This window comes from Streptomyces cyanogenus, assembly GCF_017526105.1.
Lineage (GTDB): Bacteria > Actinomycetota > Actinomycetes > Streptomycetales > Streptomycetaceae > Streptomyces > Streptomyces cyanogenus.
In genome coordinates this window covers 3052156-3072228 of sequence record NZ_CP071839.1, presented here as the reverse complement: position 1 = coordinate 3072228, position 20073 = coordinate 3052156, and the positions used below count along the sequence as shown (strand labels likewise).

Here is a 20073-nt window from a genome sequence, read left to right as displayed (position 1 = left end):
GGCGTCTGCCCGGGCCATTGTGCCAGCCCGGGCTGTCAGCGGTCAGACGCCGATCTCCTCACCGGCCCCGCGCGCGGCCGGAATCGAGCACTCCGCCGGGTCGCCGGCGGGCTGGGCCGCGGCTGCGGCGCGGGCGCGTCGCCGGGCCAGCGGCGTGGCCAGCGCGGTCAGCGCGAGGAACGCGGCGATGGTCAGCAGGACGATCGTGGCGCCCGGCGGGACGTACTGGTAGTACGACGTGATCGTGCCGCTGACGGTCACGACCACCCCGATGGCCACCGCGATCACGAAGGTGACGGTGAAGCTGCGGCTGAGCTGCTGCGCCGCCGCCACGGGGACGACCATCAGCGCGGACACCAGCAGCAGGCCGACCACCCGCATGGCGACCGTGACGGTGACGGCCGCGGTGACCGCCGTCAGCAGGTTCAGGGCGCGCACCGGCAGGCCCGTGACCCGCGCGAACTCCTCGTCCTGGCTGACCGCGAACAGCTGGCGGCGCAGGCCCAGCGTGACCAGCAGGACGAACGCGGCGAGCACGCAGATCGCGGTCACGTCGGACTCGGACACCGTCGACAGGGAGCCGAACAGGTACGACACCAGGTTGGCGTTGGAGCCGCCCGGCGCGAGGTTGATCAGCATCACGCCGCCGGCCATGCCGCCGTAGAACAGCATGGCCAGGGCGATGTCGCCGCGGGTCCTGCCGTACCAGCGGATCAGTTCCATCAGGACCGCGCCGAGGACGGAGACGGCCGTCGCCATCCACACCGGGGAGGTGGACAGCAGGAAGCCGAGGCCGACGCCCGTCATGGCCACGTGTCCGATTCCGTCGCCCAGCAGGGCCTGGCGGCGCTGGACCAGGTAGATGCCGATGGCGGGCGCGGTGATGCCGACCAGCACGGCGGCCAGCAGCGCCCGCTGCATGAAGGCGGAGTTCAGGAATTCCATCAGCTCAGCAGTCCCGTGCGGATCGGTTCGGCGCCCGCCGGTGCGTGCGGGTGCACGTGGTCGTGGCCGGGCAGGGCGTGCTGGCCGACCGCGCGCGGGGGCGGCCCGTCGTGCAGCACGCAGCCGTCGCGCAGGACGACCGCCCGGTCGATCAGGGGCTCCAGCGGGCCCAGTTCGTGCAGCACGAGCAGGACCGTCGCACCGGCCTCGACCTGCTGCTTCAGCGTCCGTGCCAGGACCTCCTGGCTGGCCAGGTCGACACCGGCCATCGGCTCGTCCATGATCAGCAGCTCGGGTTCGGCGACGAGCGCGCGGGCGATCAGCACCCGCTGGTGCTGGCCGCCGGAGAGTGCGTCGACCGAGTCCTTGGCGCGGTCCGCCATGCCGACCAGCTCCAGGGCCCGGCGCACCGCCTCCCGGTCGCTCCTGCGGAAGACGCCGAAGCGGGTGCGGGACAGCCGGCCCGCGGAGACGATCTCGGTGACCGTCGCCGGGACGCCGCCCGCGGCCGTCGTGCGCTGGGGTACGTAGCCCACGCGCGCCCAGTCCCGGAAGGACCGGCGCGGGGTGCCGAACAGCTCGACCGTGCCGCCGCTGACCGGCACCTGGCCGATGACCGTGCGGATCGCCGTGGACTTGCCGGAGCCGTTCGCGCCGAGCAGCGCGACGACCTCGCCGCGGCCGACGGTGAGATCGATGCCGCGCAGGACGGGACGCGCGCCGAGTTCGGCGGTCACCCCCCGCAGGGCTATGACAGGCTCGCTGGTCATCTCGTCTCCCGTCACTTGGCGCCCAGCGCCTTCTGGAGCGCCTTGAGGTTGGCCTGCTGGACCGCGAAGTAGTCCCGGCCGCGTGACCTGTCGGTGATGCCCTCGATCGGGTCGAGGACGTCGGTCTTCAGCCCGGCGTCGCCGGCGACGGTCTTGGCGGTCTTGTCGCTGACGAGCGTCTCGTAGAAGACCGTGGAGGCCCCGTCGGCCCGGGCCATCCTCTCCAGGTCCCGGATGCGGGCAGCGCTCGGCTCGGACTCGGGGTCGAGGCCGCTGATGGCCTCCTCGGTGAGTCCGTAGCGCTCGGCGAGGTAGCCGAAGGCGGCGTGGGTGGTGATGAAGACCTTGCTCCTGGTGTGGGCGAGGCTCTGCCGGAACGCGAAGTTCAGGGCGTCCAGCTTCCCGACCAGCTTCACGGTGTTCTTCCGGTAGTCGGCCGCGTGCTCGGGGTCGGCCTTCTCGAAGGCCTTGCCGACGCCCTCGGCGACCTGGGCGTAGCGCACCGGGTCGAGCCAGATGTGCGGGTCCTTGCCGGCGGACTCCTCGCCCTGGTGGGTGTCGTGCCCGGCCGCGTGGCCGCCGACCTCGTTGCCGTGGTCCTCCAGCGTGGTGAAGGAGGCTGCGTCGATCTTGGTCTCGACCGGGGACTGGGCCACCGCGTCGTCGACGGACGGCTGGAGGTTCTTCAGGTACAGCACCGCGTCGGACTCCTCCAGCGCGGCGATCTGCCTCGGGTTGAGCTCCAGGTCGTGCGGTTCCTGGCCGGGGGAGGTGAGGGTGGTGACGTGGACGTGCTTCCCGCCGATCTGCTCGGCGAGGAACTGCATCGGGTAGAACGACGCGACGACGTCGAACTTGGAGGTGTTGGCCGCTGCCGCGCTGTCGCCGGAGCAGGCGGTGAGGGCGCCGGCCCCGAGGGCGGTGACCGCGGCGACCGCGGCGGCGGGTATGAGGCGCCGCTTGCCGGAGCGGGTGTGCCGTCGTACGTTCATGACAGTCATTTTCAACAAAAATGGAAACCGTTGTCAACAACGCCCGTCAGGCGGTCTTGGCAGGGGCCGATTTGGTCGTGGGGGAGCCTGCGCCGGTAACCTGAATCATTCGCTGGAAGCATCTCGCTTCAACGCCCGTCGTCGTAATGAAGAGAGCACCGTGGCCGCCGACAAGATCGACACCATCGTCAGCCTGAGCAAGCGCCGTGGCTTCGTTTTCCCGTGCAGTGAGATCTACGGCGGACAGCGTGCCGCCTGGGACTACGGACCGCTGGGTGTCGAGCTCAAGGAGAACATCAAGCGCCAGTGGTGGCGCTACATGGTGACGTCGCGCGAGGACGTCGTCGGTATCGACTCGTCCGTCATCCTGGCTTCCGAGGTCTGGGTCGCCTCCGGCCACGTCGCCACCTTCACGGACCCGCTGACCGAGTGCACCTCGTGTCACAAGCGGTTCCGCGCCGACCACCTGGAGGAGGCGTACGAGGAGAAGAAGGGCCACGCCCCGGCGAACGGCCTGGCGGACATCAACTGCCCGAACTGCGGCAACAAGGGCCAGTTCACCGAGCCCAAGCAGTTCTCCGGTCTGCTCTCCACCCACCTCGGCCCCACCCAGGACTCCGGTTCCGTCGCCTACCTGCGCCCCGAGACCGCCCAGGGCATCTTCACCAACTTCGCCCAGGTGCAGACCACCTCGCGCCGCAAGCCGCCGTTCGGCATCGCCCAGATGGGCAAGTCGTTCCGCAACGAGATCACGCCGGGCAACTTCATCTTCCGCACCCGCGAGTTCGAGCAGATGGAGATGGAGTTCTTCGTCAAGCCGGGCGAGGACGAGCAGTGGCAGGAATACTGGATGGAGCAGCGCTGGAACTGGTACACCGGCCTGGGTCTCCGTGAGGAGAACATGCGCTGGTACGAGCACCCGAAGGAGAAGCTCTCCCACTACTCCAAGCGCACCGCCGACATCGAGTACCGCTTCCAGTTCGGCGGCTCGGAGTGGGGTGAGCTGGAGGGTGTCGCCAACCGCACCGACTACGACCTCTCCGCGCACGCCAAGGCCTCCGGCCAGGACCTCACCTACTACGACCAGGAGGCCGGCGAGCGCTGGACGCCGTACGTCATCGAGCCCGCGGCCGGTGTCGGACGCACCATGCTCGCCTTCCTGCTCGACGCCTACGTCGAGGACGAGGCGCCCAACGCCAAGGGCAAGATGGAGAAGCGCACCGTGCTGCGCCTCGACCACCGCCTCGCCCCGGTGAAGGTCGCCGTGCTCCCGCTCTCCCGCAACGCGGAGCTGTCCCCCAAGGCCAAGGGCCTCGCCCAGGCGCTGCGGCAGCACTGGAACATCGAGTTCGACGACGCCGGCGCCATCGGCCGCCGCTACCGCCGCCAGGACGAGATCGGTACGCCGTTCTGCGTGACCGTCGACTTCGACACCCTGGAGGACAACGCCGTCACGGTGCGCGAGCGTGACTCCATGAAGCAGGAGCGCGTGTCGCTGGACCAGATCGAGGGCTACCTGGCCAGCCGCCTGATCGGCGCCTAGTCGCACCCTCGTATGCCGGACGGGCCGAGCGGCGGCCCGTCCGGCATACGCGTGTCCGGGCCCGGTCAGCGGCCCTGGAGCGCCTTGACGTTGTCGCCGAAGGTCCAGTTCCTCGCGCCGTCCCAGTTGATCGACCACGTCATCAGGCCCTTGAGCGACGTGCCGTAGTGCCTCCAGGCCTGGGAGACCAGCGACGGCGCCATGTAGCCGCCGCCCGCGCCGGACTGGGCGGGCAGGCCGGGCACCTGCTTGTCGTACGGCACCCTGATCGTCGTGCCCTGGACCACCAGGCCCTTGTCGAGGCAGTCGGTCTGGGCGGTGAAGCCCTGCACGGTGCCGGCCGCGTAGGAGTCGCCGGAGCAGCCGTACATGCTGCCGTTGTAGTACTGCATGTTCAGCCACCACAGGCGGCCGTTGTCCGCGTACTTCTTGACGACCGGCAGGTACGCGCCCCAGATCGAGCCGTAGGTGATGCTGCCGCCGGTGACGTACGCCGTCTCGGGGGCCATCGTCAGGCCGAAGCCCGCCGGCATCCGCGCGAGGATCCCGTCGATGATGCGGATCAGGTTCGCCTGGGACGTGGAGAGCCGGCCGATGGTGCCGCTGCCGACCAGGCCCGTCTCGATGTCGATGTCGATGCCGTCGAAGTTGTACTTCTTCAGGATCGGGACGATCGTCTCCACGAACCGGTCGGCCACGGCGGAGGACGACAGGTCGATGCCGGCCGCCGCGCCGCCGATGGAGAGCAGGATCGTCCGGCCGGACGCCTTGGCCGCGCACATCTCGGCGGGCGTGGCCACCTTCACGCCGGTGTCCATGCCGTCCTCCCACAGCGCCGTGCCGTCGGAGCGGATCACCGGGAAGGCCGCGTTGATCACGTTGTAGCCGTGGGCGGGGATGCGGGGGTCGGTGATCGGGGTCCAGCCGAAGGGAGGGTGGACGCCGTTGGCGGAGCCGTCCCAGTTCTCCCAGTAGCCCTGGAGCACCTTGCCGGCCGGTTTCGGCTTCACCGCGCAGGTGTCGGCGGCGGAGGCGGCGGGCGCGGTGGCGATGCCCAGGGGGACGAGGAACGCCGCGGTGAGCGCGGTGGCGAGCAGACGTCTGATCATGCGAGGGCCTCCCGGTGGGGGTGCGGTGAGGTGTCGTAGACATGACAGTGCGCGTGGTCCAGACCTTCCGTCAATAGGTCTGGACCAAGGGCGATCGCGAGCTGTTCGCCACCTGCACCGTGCCGGCCGAGGAACTCGGCGGCGTGGTCCCCGAGCCCATAGCCGACCTCACCGGCCGGCTGACCCGGATCATCGCCGCCGACGCGGAGACGGGCGCCTTCCGGCCACCGGCCGCTTCCACGACCCCGGTTACGCCCGGGACTGGCGAAGCCCCGCCATCGAGGAGGAGTTCACCGCGGTGGTGGACCTGCTGCCTGGGCGCACCGGTTCGGTGAGGCGCGTCCGCTGACTGCTCGTCATCCGGCTCGCGGAGGCAGGTGGGAGCAGCCTGTGGCCGCCCGCCCGCCCGCCCGCCCGCCCGCCGCCGGCCCGGCACCCTCGGCGTCGTCGCCGCGGGCGACCAGCGCGACCGCTCCGGGCACGCTCCCGTCCTCGACGTACCGGCGCGGGGGCGACCGCTCCATGCACGCCCCCGTCCTCGACGTACGTGTCCCGCTGCTACGACTCCGGGCGCCACCGGAAGCCATCGGCCCCCCTGGACGCGGGCGTCAGCGGGACGACTGCCGGGGGGCCGCCGGATCGACCGTCGCCTGGTGGGCCTCCGTCAGGTGCTGCTCCGCCTTCAGCCACGGCAGGAACTGGGCGCCCTGCCGCCAGCCGCAGGTGTCGCAGCGGATCGTGCGCCGGCCGCCCGCCCGCTCCACCCGGACCACGTGCTCCCGGCCGTGCTGGTCCCAGCGGCTGACCTTGCTCGTACTGCCGTCCTTGGGCATCACGCCCTCCCTCCCCGCGCCGGACCGCCCTGCCGCACAGGAGTGTGCGGCACAACCGACGGGAGCAGGGCGGTATTCGGGGTGAACCGGCCGGGCCGTGCCCGCGCTCAGCCGACCGTCCGGGGCAGCCGCAGACTCAGCAGACCGGTCAGCACCGGACCCGCCAGCTGCACCAGCAGCGTGCTGACCAGCGCGTCCCGCATGCCCAGGTGCGGCACGAGGGTCAGGAACAGGGTGCCCAGCGTGGCCACGCCCAGTGCCAGCGCCGACTGCTGAGTGGTGACCATCACACCACTGCCGACACCGGCGCGGGCGGACGGCACCTCGGACATCACGATCCGCATCACGTTGGGCAGCTGGAGCGCCTGACCGGCACCGGCCACCGCCGCGCCCGGCAGCAGGGAGGCGACGTCCAGGTGCGGCCAGTACCGCCACGCGGCCAGCAGGATCAGCAGCAGGCCCACTGCCTGGACCACGGCCCCGGCGGTGACCACCCGGGTGCCGTGGCGGGCGATCAGCCGGGGTCCGGCGAGGGAGACGAGCAGGTACGACACGGCCATCGGCGCGAGCGCGAGCCCGGCCGCCACCGGCCCCAGCCCGGCGCCCTGCTGCAGGGCCAGCGCGATCACGAACATGAACCCGCTGAAGCCGATGGAGAACGGCAGCAGCAGCTTCAGACCGTGCCGCATGGACGGCACCCGGAACAGGCTCGGCGGCACCAACGGCGTCCGCCCCGACCGGTCCGCCCGCCGCTCCACCACCCAGAACGCGCCCACCGCGAACGGGAACGCGGCCAGCGACAGCCAGGTCCACAGCGGCCAGCCGGCGGCCCGGCCCTCGGTGAGCGGCGCGAGCAGCGTCAGCAGGGACACCGCGAGCAGCACGGTGCCGGGGCCGTCCACCGGCTCCGGGTGCTGCGACCGGGTCTCCGGCACGTACCGCGCGGCCAGCACGAGCCCCAGCACGACCACCGGGACGTTGACGAGGAAGATCGCCCGCCATCCGGTCCCGGCGACATCGGCGGCGACCAGCACCCCGCCCAGGATCTGCCCGGCCACCATGGCCAGGCCGGCCGTGGCGCCGTACAGGCTCATGGCCTTCGCACGGCGCGCGCCGCTCGTGGCGGCCTGGATGGTGGCGAGCACCTGCGGCAGCATCGCGGCGGCGGAGGCGCCCTGCGCGACCCGGGCCGCGACGAGGCTCCAGGCGCCGGGCGCGAGCCCGCAGGCCAGCGAGGTGAGCCCGAACGCGGCCATGCCGCCGAGGAACAGCCGCCGGCGGCCGAACAGGTCGCCGAGGCGCCCGCCGAGCACGAGCAGCACGGCGTACGCGACCCCGTACCCGGCGACGACCAGTTCCAGCACGGCCTCGCCCGCGGCGAGGTCGGCGCCGATCGTCGGCAGGGCCACGTTGACGATGAAGAAGTCGACCAGCGGCAGCGCCGCGGCGAGCAGGACGGTGAACAGCCCGGGCCCGCCGAGCGCGGGCGGCGCGGCCGTCGGCCGGACGGCGGGGGCGATGACGGTTTCCCTCATGCCCCCGAGCCTGCGGGACCGCTCAGAGGGGTACCAGAGTCTTCTGATCCTGGTAGCGGAAGTACCCGGCCACAGGATCGGGGAGCGGCCTTCCCGGACCGGGGACCCGACCCGCCGGCGGCTCATCCTGGTGGTGGGCCGCCGTCGTCCTGGTAGTGGGAGCACCTGGAAACAGGCTCGCCGGCGCGGCACCCTGGGCCCATGACGACCACGGCCCAGCAGACCAGCCGGCCACAGCCGGAGACCAGCCGGCCGCAGCCGGCCCGGGGAGCGGAGATCCGCCGGCACGAGCTGGCCGCGTTCCTGCGCAGCAGACGGGAGCGGATCAAGCCGGAGCAGGTGGGCCTGCCGCGCGGCGCCCGCCGCCGCACCCCCGGGCTGCGCCGCGAGGAGGTCGCCCAGCTCTCCGCGGTCGGCGTCACCTGGTACACCTGGCTCGAACAGGCCCGCGACATCCAGGTCTCCGTGCAGGTCCTGGACGCCCTCGCCCGGGGCCTGCGCCTCGACGCCGGTGAACGCGCCCACCTCTTCCAGCTGGCCGGCTCGACCGACCCGACGCCGGCCGCGAACTGCTCGAGCATCACGCCCGCCCTGCGCGAGATGCTGACCCGGCTGGAGCCGATCCCGGCCTGCATCCAGAACAGCCGGTACGACATCCTGGCCTACAACCGCACCTACGGCCGCCTCCTGGGCGACCTGGACGCGGTCCCGGCCGAGGACCGCAACTGCATCCTCCTCGTCCACACCAACAAGGAGTGGCAGGCGGCGGTCGTCCACCTGGAGGAGACCCAGCGCCTGATGGCCGCCCGGCTGCGCGCCTCCCTGGCCGGCCATCTGGGCGAGCCCGCCTGGAAGATGCTCCTGAAGCGGCTGGAGGAGTCCCCGGCGTTCCGCGAGAACTGGCGGCGCTACGAGGTGGTCACCACCCGCTCCAGGACCAAGGAGTTCCTCAACCCCTACGTCGGCCTGCTCACCCTGGAACACACGGACCTCTGGCTGGCCCCCGAGGCGGGCGCCCGGATGGTGACGTACACCCCGACGAACCCCGAGACCAGGCAACGGCTGGAGCGGTTGTACGAGCTGGCCTGCGGCACACCCGTGGGCTGACCCTCAGCCCTCCACGCCGGTGGAGACGTGGGCCGCGCCGACCGGCTTGGACTCGGGGGAGCCGCGCTGGCGCAGGTAGACCGAGAGGATGGCCATCGAGGCGACGGCCAGGAGTTCGGACTGCCAGTTCTGCAGGGTGCGGTTCCAGAAGTCGGCGCAGCCCAGGTACCGCACCCAGGAGACGGGCGCCTGGAGCTGGCGCAGGTGCTGCTCGTTGTAGGCGGCGACACCGGCGATGGACTGGGCGATCCAGGACCAGGCGAAGATGGTGGCCATGACGAGGCCCAGGGAACGGGCGTACATGCGCTGCCGCCAGCCCCTGGCGGCGGCCCAGCGCGGGGAGTCCGGGCCGGCGTGCTCGCCGACCTTCTGCTCCCGGTCGCTCTCCACGCCCGCCTTGTGCAACTCCTTGGACTCCGGGGAGCCGCGCTGGAGCAGCCAGACGGTGCCGAAGATGTAGAGGAAGAACTGCAGGTACTCGGACTGCCAGTTCTCGGTGACGTCGACGGCGAAGTCGGAGGTCGCGAGGTAGTCCAGGAAGCCGATCGGGTGCAGGCCGTCGGTGGTGAGCTGGTTGTCGAAGTCGGCGTGGCCGGCCACCGCCTGCCCGGCGAGGGTGAGCAGGAAGCCGGTGAAGAAGGCGAGGGTCAGGCCGTTGTGCCTGAGGAAGCGGCCGAGGCGGTTCACCGGTGCATCAACCCCAGGGCGGTGAAGTAGCCGAGCCCGGTGCCGACGGTCACCAGGACCAGCGTGAACAGGGTGCGCATGACCGGCTCAGCCCCCTTTGACCTTGCACTGGTACGGCTGCTCCGGCCGCGGCACACAGCCCGCCGCGGTGATCAGCCAGCCGGCCGGGAAGGCCGACAGGAACACGGTGTCGCCGTCGAGGACGACCTGTGCCTGCCGGCCGTAGACCTGGACCTCCCGTACGGCACCCCCGTACGGGAGCTGTTCGTCGGGGAGGGCCTTGGCGCACGGGGACTCGGCGGACTGCTCGACCTCCTGCCGGGTCTGCGGGGCGAGCGCCGCGCAGCCGCGTGGCCCGTCGCCCCGCCGGACGCTCTCCTCGAAGCGCACCGCGGCCCGGGACGCCGCGGTCTCCCGCTCGCCGAGGGTGGCGCAGCCGGTGAGGCAGACGGCACACAGGAACGCGGTCAGGCCGGTACGCCTCCAGCGCGGCAAGGAAACCTCCACGGGTACGGCGGAGCTGTTGCCGGACATGGTCGGCCGCGAACCGCGCCTGAACCGGCAGCCGCGCCGCGCTTCCGGACGGACACCGAGCGTTCGGGCTAGGGACGGGGGCCGCGGCTCGGCTTTGTGGAGAGCCGGGGCCGGAGCAGCTTGCCGGCGCCCGCGGCAGAGGCCGCAGCGCCGGCGGGACCTGTGGGGCGTCCGCCCTTACGCCCGCTCCGTGGTTCCCACGGGCCGGCGGATCTCCGGTGATTCCAGGCTTGCGGCTGTGGCTTCGGCGGTCCTGCGGGCCCAGTGGCCGCTGGTGAGGATGCCCAGCAGGAGGACGGCGAGACCGCAGGCGGTGAGGATCCACCAGCCGGGGCGGGCCGCCGGGACGAACGTCTCGCGGTACGGGGAGGAGCCTGTGCCGGAGGCCAGGACCGCGCCGACCACCGCGACGCCGAGCGTCTGGCCCAGCTGCCGGCTGGTGGAGGCGACGGCGGCGGCGACGCCGGCCTGTGCGCGGGGCATGCCGGAGACCGCCGTGTTGGTGATCGGCGCGTTCACGAAGCCGAAGCCGATGCCGAAGAGGACGTAGCCGAGGAGGAGGGTGGCGTTCGCCGTCTCCGCTTCGAACGCCGCGAACAGGACGCCGCTCGCGGTCATCGCCGTACCCGCCACCACCAGCGGCAGGCGCGGGCCGCGGCTGCCGACCAGGCGGCCGGAGAGCGGGGCGCACAGGAACATCGGCACTGCCATCGGCAGCATCCACAGGCCCGCGTGCAGGGCGTCGAGACCGCGCACGTTCTGCAGGTACAGGGTGGACAGGAACAGGAAGCCGCCCAGGCCCGCGAACGCGCTGATCGCGATCACCGTGGCGCCGCTGAACGGAGCCGAGCGGAAGAACCGCAGGTCGATGAGGGGTTCCTCGCGTCGGGGCTCGTACCAGAGCAGGGCCAGCAGGGCGGCCGCGGCGAGTGCGGCGAACGGTGCGACCGGGCCGGCGCCCGACTCCGGCGCCTCGATGATCGCGTACGTCAGCGCGCCGAACAGGGCGATCACCAGCAGCTGGCCGACCGGGTCGGGGCGGCGGGCCCGGGGTGCGCGGGACTCGGGGACGAAGCGGAAGGTGAGGAGCAGGGCCGCCAGGCCGACCGGGAGGTTGACCCAGAAGATCGAGCGCCAGCCCACCGACTGCACCAGCAGCCCGCCGACCAGCGGGCCCGCGGCCATGGAGATGCCGACCACCGCACCCCACACGCCGATCGCGCGGGCGCGTTCCCGGGGGTCGGTGAAGGTGTTGGTGATGATCGACATGGCGACCGGGTTGAGCATCGAGCCGCCCACCGCCTGGACCATGCGGAACACGATCACCAGTTCCAGGTCCGGGGCGAGGGAGCAGAGCAGGGAGCCGGCGGTGAACACCGTCAGCCCCGCCATGAAGACGCGCTTGCGTCCGATCCGGTCGGCCGTGGAGCCCGCGAGCATCAGCAGCGAGGCGAGGACGAGCGTGTAGGCGTCGATCGTCCACTGCAGGCCCGAGGTGCCGGCGTGCAGGTCGCGCTGCATCGAGGGCAGAGCCACGTTCAGCGCGGTGATGTCGAGGCTCACGATCAGCAGGCTCATGCAGCAGATCGCGAGCACGAGCAGGCGGCGGCGAGGGCTCGGCTCTGGCATGGGTCCCATCGTACGCCCGAATCAATAGTGCGTCTAACTAATGAGTAATGCATGATGTTCTGCACGAGCGGTCGGCCGGGTGGGGGACAATGGGACCTTGTTCCGTGTCCCTGTGCCGTCCATCCGTCCCGGAGCCCTGACGATGACCCACCCGCTCTCCATCGGCCCGCACGCCGTGACGCCGCCCGTCGTGCTCGCACCCATGGCGGGCATCACCAACGCGCCCTTCCGCACGCTGTGCCGGGAGTTCAGCGGCGGCAAGGGGCTGTTCGTCAGCGAGATGATCACCACCCGGGCGCTGGTCGAGCGCAACGAGAAGACCATGCAGCTGATCAAGTTCGACGCGAGCGAGCAGCCGCGCTCGATCCAGCTGTACGGCGTCGACCCCGCGACCGTCGGCAAGGCCGTCCGCATGATCGCGGAGGAGGGGCTGGCCGACCACATCGATCTGAACTTCGGCTGCCCGGTGCCGAAGGTGACGCGCAAGGGCGGCGGGTCCGCGCTGCCGTACAAGCGGAACCTGCTGCGGGCGATCCTGCGCGAGGCGGTCTCCGGGGCGGGGGACCTGCCGGTGACCATGAAGATGCGCAAGGGCATCGACGACGACCACATCACCTACCTCGACGCCGGCCGTATCGCCGTGGAGGAAGGCGTGACGGCCATCGCCCTGCACGGTCGTACGGCCGCCCAGCACTACGGCGGCACCGCCGACTGGGACGCCATCGCGCGGCTGAAGGAGCACGTGCCGGAGATCCCGGTGCTCGGCAACGGTGACATCTGGTCGGCCGAGGACGCGCTGCGGATGGTGCGGGAGACCGGCTGCGACGGGGTCGTGGTGGGCCGGGGCTGCCTGGGGCGGCCGTGGCTGTTCGCGGACCTGGTGGCGGCGTTCGAGGGGCGGCTTCAGGATGTCGCGCGGCCCACGCTGCGGGAGGTGGCCGACGTGATGGTCCGGCATGCCACGCTGCTCGGGGAATGGCTCGGTGACGAGTCCAAGGGTGTGGTCGACTTCCGCAAGCATGTCGCCTGGTACCTGAAGGGCTTCGCGGTCGGGTCCGAGATGCGCAAGCGGCTTGCGATCACGTCGTCACTGGAGGAGCTGCGGGCCGGGCTGGACGAGCTGGATCTGGACCAGGCGTGGCCGGTCGGGGCGGAGGGGCCGCGGGGGCGTACGTCCGGGAACAACCGGGTGGTGCTGCCGGATGGGTGGCTGAAGGATCCGTACGACTGTGCGGGTGTGAGTGAGGACGCGGAGCTGGACACCTCCGGCGGCTGACCGTGTCCTGGGGTGGTGGGCGGTGGTCGGCGGTGTCGGCTGGGCCCGTGCCCTGGGGCTCCGCCCCAGACCCCGCCAGGGGCTCCGCCCCTGCACCCCGGCCTCGCCCACCCACCACCCGACTCGGTCGGCTGAAAGGGCGCCCGCGCCCGGCTCGGTCGGCTGGAGAGGAAACGCCCCGTTCGGCTCGGTCGGCTGGAGGGGGGAACGCCCGGCCCGGCTCGGTCGGTTGGCAGGGCGTTCCCGTTCGGGGAGGGGTCAGTTGCCGGTGGGGTGGGGTGTCGAGCCGTATGCCTTCAGGAAGCGGTCCCGGAAGGAGCTCATCTTCCACACGGGGGCGTCGTGGGCGGGGCGGAGGCCGTCCGTCCAGTTCCAGTCGGCGATCTTGTCGAGCATCCCGGGGTCCTTGGCGACGACCGACACCGGCACGTCACGGCTGGCGTGGTTGCCGCTGACCCGGGAGATGGGCTGGTGGTCGCCGAGGAAGACCAGCACGGTGTCCTTCGTGCCGTAGCGCTCCAGCCACTCGGTCAGCGCGGTCACCGAGTACTGGATCGACTTGCCGTACTCCTCGCGGGACCTGGTGCTGTCGGCGATGACGTCGTCCGCCTTGTTGCCCGCCGCCTCGATGTCCTTGAAGACCGAGCCGTCACCGAGCCGGTCCCAGCCCACCATCTTCGGGATCGGCGCCCACGGCTGGTGGCTGGAGGTCAGGATGAGCAGCGACATGCGCGACTTGCCGGCGGCGGGCCGCTTGCTGTGCACCCGCTCCTGGTACTGCTGGAGCGCGTACTGGTCGGGCATGGTCGACCAGCTGAACTTCGGCCCCTGGTAGCCGAGCTGGAAGGCGTTGTAGACCTTGTCCAGGCCGTACCACTTCTGCTCCGGCCACCCCTTCTGCACGCCCGGCATGACGCCGACCGTGTCGAACGCGCCGGTCTTGCGGAACGCCTCCGTCAGGCTGAGGTGGTCGCTGGCCATGACCGTGCGGTAGCGCTGCTGGTTGCTGATCCACAGGCCCGACATGGTGGTGGAGTGGCCGAGCCAGCTGCTGCCGCCGTACGTCGCGGAGGTCAGCCAGCCGCTCTTGGCGTGGAAGCCGGCCTTGGCCAGGGCCTTGGTGCGGACGTCGAGCGTCCGGTCCACGCCGGGCGCCATGACCGGGTCCTCGATCGCGCTGCGGCCGTAGCTCTCGATGAAGGTGAAGATCACGTCCTTGCCGCGCAGATCGGGGACCAGCTGACTGCCCGGCGTGTTCCCGAACGCGTCGACCCGGGCCACCTTCCGGAACTCCGCCTCGTCCTTCAGGGTGGCCGAGACCCGGCGGGCCTGGATCTTCAGCGCGTTCGCGGTGCGGTCGGCGGCGATCGGCACGCCGGATATCTGCAGACCGAGGGAGGAGCAGGTGATCCAGACGACTCCGGCGACCAGGGTGCCGCGGGTCGCGGGGCCGGGGTGCCGGGCGAGAAGGTTGCCCAGCCGGACCACGGCCAGCGCCAGCAGCACGAAGAGCAGCAGGACGAGAGCGATCACCCCGGCCACGGCCGCGAGGGTCTCCGTGCGCCCGAGGGAGTCCTCCAGGTACGACTCCGCGTCGCCGAACAGGCTCCAGTCCAGCACGACGTTGAAATCGCGGCCCAGGTACTGGTTGAACCCCATGTCGAGGGCGTTGAGCACGGTCATGGCGCCGAGCAGCACCCCGGACACCGCCGCCACCACCACCCGGGGCCGCCGCGGCAGCGCGAGCAGCACGGCGGCCCCGATGACCGCTTCGGCCGGTATCCGCAGGAACCTCGCGGGCCCGAGCCGTACCACCGTGTTGGGCATCACCAGCGCGGCGACGACGAGCAGGGCGGCCAGCACGGTGACGCTCACGGACAGGGCCCGGGCGGCGGCCGGATGCCGTTCCCGCCAGCGCCGCCGCCACGCGGACCAGACGGTCCAGGGGCGGCGGGACGGGCGTGGGATGGGTTCGGTGATCTCTTCGGTCACGTCCTCGGCCGACTGGAGCGCACTCATGCCCACCCGTACGACGCCCAGGGAGGCACCGTTCACCACGGCTGGGCAAACACCTGGTCAACACAGCCGACGGTGGCGTGGACAGGGGTGCGGGGAACTGCGCGACACGCCGCAGACGACCCGCACCCGCACCCCGCTCCACAGGCGGACCACCCCGCCCCTCAGGCGCCCCCGACCGCCGTCAACAGGGCAAGAGGCGCCGCGGCGGACCGGGCCTCCCGGCCGCAGGCGTGCGGATACGGCACCGGCGACGCGTGCGGAGCACGCCCGTACCCCGCCAGCACCTCCGGCAACCGATGCCCGCCCATCGTCGCCGCGTCGACCAGCGCATGGGCGACCGTACGGGCCTCGTCGTGCAGCCCGTACCGCGCGAGCCCCAGCGTGATCAGCGCGTTGTCGTGCGGCCAGACCGAGCCCCGGTGATAGGACAGCGGATGGTAGGCCGCCTGGCCGGAGGCCACCGTGCGGACGCCCCACCCGGAGAAGAAGTCCGGCTCCAGCAGCCGCCGGCCCACCACCTCGCCGTACTCCTTGTCCAGCAGCCCCGACCACAGCAGGTGCCCGGCGTCGGAGGCCAGCGCGTCGATCTGCCGGCCCTGCCCGTCCAGCGCCAGCGCCGGGAAGGACCGCCCCCGCATCCAGAAGTCCCGCTGGAAGCGGTCCCGCAGGTCGGCCGCGGCCTGCTCCAGCAGCGCGGCGTACGTCTCGTCGGCCCACACCGTCCGCGCCACCACCGCCGTGCGGCGCAGCGCGTCGTACGCGTAGCCCTGGGCGCCCGCCGCCATCACCGCGCCGGTGGGCCGGGTGCCGTCGGCGCAGCAGATCGCGCCGGGGGAGTCCTTCCAGTTCTGGTTGGCGAGACCGCCCTCGTCGGCGCGGTAGACGAGGTAGCCGCGCGAGGTCAGGCCGCCGTGGTCGAGCATCCAGCCGATGGCGGCCCGGGCGTGCGGCTCCAGCCGGCGGGCCAGCTCCGCGTCCCCGGTCTGTTCGACGTACGCGCCGAGCAGGACCAGGAACAGCGGGGTGGCGTCGACGGAGCCGTAGTAGCGGGCGAACGGCACCTGGCCGAAGTGGGCCAGCTCGCCGTGCCGCACCTCGTGCACGATCTTGCCGGGCTGGGCGACCGGGGAGCCGCCGGTGTCCGTGGCCTGGGTGGCGGCCAGGGCGAGGAGGGTGGCGGCGGCCGGCTGCGGGCGGTAGGGCAGCGCGAACAGCGAGGTGAGCAGCGCGTCGCGGCCGAGCAGGGTGAGGAACCAGGGGGCGCCGGCCGCCGGTACGCGCAGCTCCTCGCCGTCCGGTCCGGTGGCCGGGACCTGGAGCGCGGCCAGGTCGGCCAGGCCCCGGGCGCAGGCCGCGGCCAGCTCCGGCCAGCCGGTCGGGAAGGCCACGCCCTCCATGAACTCGGCTTCCGCGGCGAGGAGTTGCTCGTGCACGGCGGCGGGGTCGCGGGGCACGCGGACCGCGCGCTTCTCGCCGTGCGGACGGGCGATCACCCGCAGCAGCAGCTCGGTCGTGTCGTGCGGGGCGAGGTCAAGGGTCCACACCAGGCGGCGGGCGCCGGTGCCGGTCTCCTCCACGGCGTCGGGGGCCGGCTCGGCGGTGATCGTCGTACAGGACCGCCATTCGGCGCGCCGGTAGGTGAACTCGATGCCGTCGTCGAGGACCTCGCGGGAGCGTACGACGCCGGACTTCGTGTAGGTGCGGTGGTCGGAGCGGAGTTCGAACTGGTCGGTGAAGTCGGCGTCGACGGTGAGCGCGAGCCGGACGGTGGTGGACACCGGCCGGTTGCTGGTCACCTTCACCGACTCCACGAACGAGCTGTCCCCGACGGCCTGTTCCCGGAACAGGGTGTGCGCCGGAGGCTCCTGCCGGCCGCCGCGCGGGACCAGCACGCAGCGGGCCTCGTCCCCGTCCGTCACCGGTGTGAGCACCTCGGGCACCGCGCCGTCGACGGTGAGCTGCCAGCGGCTGAGGTGCCGGGCGTCCCGGACGAATAACCCGTCCGGGGAGCTGCCGCCCCGCACTCCGCTGATGTCGCCGCGGTCGCCCACGGCGGCGAAGGTGGCGCCGTGCACGAGCAGATGATGCCGGTCCGTCATCCCCGGTCCCCTCCTCTGTCACTCCTGTCGAACGGTGCGGTGTCCGTGGGGGGTGCGCCATTTTGTGGGCTCTTGTCCAGCTTTTGACGCTCGTGCGGTGTGGGTCGCTGGTGCAGCAGGTCGAGCGCGAGGGCCGCCGTCCAGCTGAAGCCGGTGGTGCCGCAGGCCTCGCCGGTGTACGGGTCGGCGTACTCGGCGAAACCGGTGGTGCCGGCCAGGTCCAGCACCGCCTCGCGCAGGGCGTCGGCCCGCTCCCGCTCGCCGTGCGTGCGCAGCCCGCGCTCCAGCAGCCAGCTCGTGTTGAACCAGGCCGGCCCGCGCCAGTAGCGGTGCGGGTCGAAGGCCTCGCCGAGGAGGTCGTAGCTCGGCACCAGCCGGGTACGGTCGCCGAGCGAGAAGTGCGGCCCGCCCACGGTACGGACCAGTGCGGCGACGATGTCCCCGGGCAGCCCGGGCAGCAGCAGCGGGACCAGTCCGGAGACGCTGCGCTCGCGGACGAGGCCGGCGGCGGAGGTGCCGTGCCCGGTGGCGGAGGTGTCGCCCCGCAGGTCCCGGCAGAGGAACATGCCGGACTCCTCGTGCCACAGCCGCTCCACCAGCGTCGCCGTCAGCCGTTCGGCGCGGGCCCGGCGGGCGGAGCCGGGCGCGCCCAGTTCGTCGGCGATCCGGGCGAGGGCGTGCTCGGAGGCGATGAGGAGGGCGTTGAACGCCGGGTCCTCCACGGCGAACTCCGCCGCACCGTCGGCGTACCCGGCGTCCCGGTAGTCCGCGGCCAGCCGCACGTACCGCCCGTAGTCGAGATCCGTCGGCCGGTCCTCGGCCGCCCCGTGGTCGAGGTCGGCGCGGCGGAAGGAGCGGGGCGGGGCCGGGGTGATCCGGGCGAGCGGGGCGTCCCAGCAGGGGCTGTTGTCCATGCCCTGCTCCCACGGGTGGACCACGGACGCGAGGCCGCCGCCGCCCAGGTCCCGCCGGTGCAGCAGGTACCGGTGCCAGGCGGCCAGCCGCGGATACACCCGGGCCAGGAACCCGCGGGCGAGGGACAGCCCGGGGTCGGCGCGGTGCACCAGCCAGGCCGCCAGCGCGTGCACGGGTGGCTGCACGATGCCGGACGTCTGTACGGTGCGCGGGGCGCCCGCGGTGTGCCCCGCGGTGGAGGAGCGCCAGAAGTCGGGGCTCGGGAAGTAGGCGTCGAGCGGTACGGAGGGGTTGAACACGATGTGCGGGACGCGGCCGTCGGCCCACTGGGCGGCGAGCAGCGTCTCCAGCTCGGTCTGCGCCCGCAGCGGCGAGACGTGCCGCAGCCCGATGGCGATGAACGCGGAGTCCCAGGACCATTGGTGCGGGTACAGGTTCCGGGACGGCACGGTCGAGCCGCCCGTCCAGTTCGCCTCCAGCACCTCGGCCGCTCTGACGTGCAGCGACGCCGTGGCCGTGGGTGTGGCCGGTGGATCGTATGCGATCTCGCGCTTCGTGGGACGGGCAGTGAGCTGGGCAGTGCGATCCACTCGGGGCTCCCCGAAGACGTTCGGCCGCGCGGGTTTGGCTGCGGCCACCGTAGGGTTACGTCTATTTAACACGCAAAACTCACTATGTAATGCAAGCTTGAGGAACACAAGGGGGTGCGCATGACGGGACGTCCGGGAAGGACCGGCAAGAGCGGAGGCCAGGCGGGAGCCGGCGATCTGCTCGAACTGGTGCGCAGTGGACGGGCCGTGACGCGGGGCGCTCTCCAGCAGGCCACCGGGCTGTCCCGGGCCACCGTCGGCCAGCGCCTGGACCGGCTGTTCCGTGCGGGCTGGCTGCGCGAGGGCGCCGGCGGCCCGGTCGACTCGCCGCTCGGCGGACGCCCCTCCATCACCCTGGAGTTCGACGACTCCCACGCGGTGGTCCTCGCCGCCGATCTGGACACCCGGCACGCCCGCGCGGCCGTCCTCTCCCTGACCGGCGAGATCCTCGCCGAGCACGCCGGCACGCTGGTGGTCGAGGACGGCCCGGACGCCGTCCTGGCCGAACTGGGCCACTGGTTCGGCGAGCTGCTCACCAAGGCCGGGCACACGGGGGAGGAGGTGTGCGGGATCGGGCTCGCGGTGCCGGGCCCGGTGGACAGCGAGACCGGCCTGGTGGTGCAGCCGCCGATCATGCCGGGCTGGGACAACTACGACATCCGCGGCCGCCTCTCCCGCGCCTTCACCGAGCACACCGGCGCCCCCGCGGTCCCGGTCCTGGTCGACAACGACGCCAACCTCATGGCCTACGGCGAACAGCGCACCGGACACCCCGACTGCACGGCCTTCGTGCTGGTCAAGGTGTCCACGGGCATCGGCGCCGGGGTGGTCGTGAACGGCTCGATCTACCGCGGGGTCGACGGCGGCGCCGGCGACATCGGGCACATCCGGGTCGGCGCCGACGCGCTGTGCCGGTGCGGGTCGTACGGCTGTCTCGCGGCCGTCGCGAGCGGCGGCGCCGTGGCCCGGCGGCTGGCCGCGTCCGGGGTGCCGGCCGCCTCCGGCTCGGATGTGCGGGACCTGCTGGCCGCCGGGCATCCGGAGGCGGCCGCGCTGGCCCGGGAGGCCGGGCGCCGGGTCGGGGACGTGCTGGCGACGGTCGTGACGCTGCTCAACCCGGGCGTGCTGATGATCGCGGGCGATCTGGCCGGAACGCCGTTCCTCACCGGCGTGCGCGAGCTGCTGTACCAGCGGGCGCTGCCCCGCTCCACCGCCCACCTGGACGTCGTCACCTCCCGGCTCGGCGACCGGGCGGGGCTGATCGGTGCCGGGGCGCTGGTGGTGGAGCACCTGTACGCGCCGGAGCGGGTGGAGGAGCGGCTGTCCGAGATGGGCGTGTGACACGGGTGTTTCCGCTGCTGGTCGGCGTCCGGCAGGGGGTCCGCATGGTGAAACGGCGCGCTCTGTGGCAGCGTGATTCTCGCCACCCTTGATAAGGGTTGCGCTCAGATGAGCGGATCAAGCGCGACTGCACTTCTCCAAGGGGTGGC

17 protein-coding genes are annotated in these 20073 nt (G+C 72.3%); 4 read left to right on the top strand and 13 right to left on the bottom strand.

What is annotated here, in order from left to right; genetic code table 11:
- Positions 1–42: 42 nt before the first annotated feature.
- Genes S1361_RS13775 through S1361_RS13765 form a run of 3 tightly spaced genes read right to left on the bottom strand, consistent with a single transcriptional unit; the run spans position 43 to position 2707 of the window.
- Positions 43–945 (bottom strand): metal ABC transporter permease, encoded by a 903-nt coding sequence (locus S1361_RS13775; protein ID WP_208032148.1) that lies wholly within the window; start codon positions 943–945, stop codon positions 43–45.
- The gene (locus S1361_RS13770) at positions 945–1715 is read right to left on the bottom strand and encodes a metal ABC transporter ATP-binding protein (protein ID WP_208032147.1); all 771 of its coding nucleotides are present in this window, start codon (positions 1713–1715) and stop codon (positions 945–947) included. The genes S1361_RS13775 and S1361_RS13770 overlap by 1 nt, the downstream gene beginning before the upstream one ends.
- Before the next feature lie 11 nt (positions 1716–1726).
- Complete coding sequence (locus S1361_RS13765) at positions 1727–2707, bottom strand: metal ABC transporter substrate-binding protein (RefSeq protein ID WP_208032146.1); 981 nt, start codon at positions 2705–2707, stop codon at positions 1727–1729.
- Between the two features lie 160 nt (positions 2708–2867).
- On the opposite strand from S1361_RS13765, the gene S1361_RS13760 reads away from it, so the two are divergent.
- On the top strand, positions 2868–4250 hold the full coding sequence (locus tag S1361_RS13760; protein WP_208032145.1) for a glycine--tRNA ligase: 1383 nt from the start codon (positions 2868–2870) through the stop codon (positions 4248–4250).
- Positions 4251–4315: 65 nt separating this feature from the next.
- Here S1361_RS13760 and S1361_RS13755 read toward each other — a convergent pair whose 3' ends face one another.
- From S1361_RS13755 to S1361_RS13740, 4 genes are all read right to left on the bottom strand, one after another.
- Positions 4316–5359 carry a chitinase gene (locus tag S1361_RS13755; protein ID WP_208032144.1) on the bottom strand — a complete coding sequence of 348 codons (1044 nt, stop codon included), beginning with the start codon at positions 5357–5359 and terminating at the stop codon, positions 4316–4318.
- A gap of 356 nt (positions 5360–5715) precedes the next feature.
- Complete coding sequence (locus tag S1361_RS13750) at positions 5716–5883, bottom strand: hypothetical protein (protein WP_208032143.1); 168 nt, start codon at positions 5881–5883, stop codon at positions 5716–5718.
- A gap of 84 nt (positions 5884–5967) precedes the next feature.
- Complete coding sequence (locus tag S1361_RS13745; RefSeq protein ID WP_208032142.1) at positions 5968–6192, bottom strand: hypothetical protein; 225 nt, start codon at positions 6190–6192, stop codon at positions 5968–5970.
- Positions 6193–6299: 107 nt separating this feature from the next.
- Positions 6300–7727: an MFS transporter gene (locus S1361_RS13740; RefSeq protein ID WP_208032141.1), complete on the bottom strand. Its 1428-nt coding sequence runs from the start codon at positions 7725–7727 to the stop codon at positions 6300–6302.
- 201 nt (positions 7728–7928) lie between these two features.
- Between S1361_RS13740 and S1361_RS13735 the strand changes: the two genes are divergently transcribed.
- The gene (locus S1361_RS13735) at positions 7929–8834 is read left to right on the top strand and encodes a helix-turn-helix transcriptional regulator (protein WP_208032140.1); all 906 of its coding nucleotides are present in this window, start codon (positions 7929–7931) and stop codon (positions 8832–8834) included.
- A 3-nt stretch (positions 8835–8837) separates the two neighbouring features.
- Here S1361_RS13735 and S1361_RS13730 read toward each other — a convergent pair whose 3' ends face one another.
- From S1361_RS13730 to S1361_RS13720, 3 genes are all read right to left on the bottom strand, one after another.
- Complete coding sequence (locus S1361_RS13730) at positions 8838–9521, bottom strand: DUF6766 family protein (RefSeq protein WP_208032139.1); 684 nt, start codon at positions 9519–9521, stop codon at positions 8838–8840.
- Positions 9522–9608: 87 nt separating this feature from the next.
- The gene (locus tag S1361_RS13725; protein WP_243769166.1) at positions 9609–10016 is read right to left on the bottom strand and encodes a hypothetical protein; all 408 of its coding nucleotides are present in this window, start codon (positions 10014–10016) and stop codon (positions 9609–9611) included.
- A gap of 216 nt (positions 10017–10232) precedes the next feature.
- Positions 10233–11684, bottom strand: a complete 1452-nt coding sequence (locus S1361_RS13720) for an MFS transporter (RefSeq protein WP_208032138.1) — start codon at positions 11682–11684, stop codon at positions 10233–10235.
- Positions 11685–11826: 142 nt separating this feature from the next.
- Between S1361_RS13720 and dusB the strand changes: the two genes are divergently transcribed.
- Positions 11827–12960: a tRNA dihydrouridine synthase DusB gene (gene dusB / locus S1361_RS13715; RefSeq protein WP_208036584.1), complete on the top strand. Its 1134-nt coding sequence runs from the start codon at positions 11827–11829 to the stop codon at positions 12958–12960.
- Positions 12961–13218: 258 nt separating this feature from the next.
- Here dusB and S1361_RS13710 read toward each other — a convergent pair whose 3' ends face one another.
- From S1361_RS13710 to S1361_RS13700, 3 genes are all read right to left on the bottom strand, one after another.
- The gene (locus S1361_RS13710; RefSeq protein ID WP_425088009.1) at positions 13219–14979 is read right to left on the bottom strand and encodes an alkaline phosphatase family protein; all 1761 of its coding nucleotides are present in this window, start codon (positions 14977–14979) and stop codon (positions 13219–13221) included.
- A gap of 161 nt (positions 14980–15140) precedes the next feature.
- The gene (locus S1361_RS13705; protein WP_208032137.1) at positions 15141–17078 is read right to left on the bottom strand and encodes an amylo-alpha-1,6-glucosidase; all 1938 of its coding nucleotides are present in this window, start codon (positions 17076–17078) and stop codon (positions 15141–15143) included.
- Positions 17075–18583, bottom strand: coding sequence for an MGH1-like glycoside hydrolase domain-containing protein (locus S1361_RS13700; protein WP_208032136.1), 1509 nt, complete (start codon positions 18581–18583; stop codon positions 17075–17077). The genes S1361_RS13705 and S1361_RS13700 overlap by 4 nt, the downstream gene beginning before the upstream one ends.
- Before the next feature lie 120 nt (positions 18584–18703).
- On the opposite strand from S1361_RS13700, the gene S1361_RS13695 reads away from it, so the two are divergent.
- Positions 18704–19924, top strand: coding sequence for an ROK family transcriptional regulator (locus tag S1361_RS13695; protein WP_208032135.1), 1221 nt, complete (start codon positions 18704–18706; stop codon positions 19922–19924).
- Positions 19925–20073: the final 149 nt, after the last annotated feature.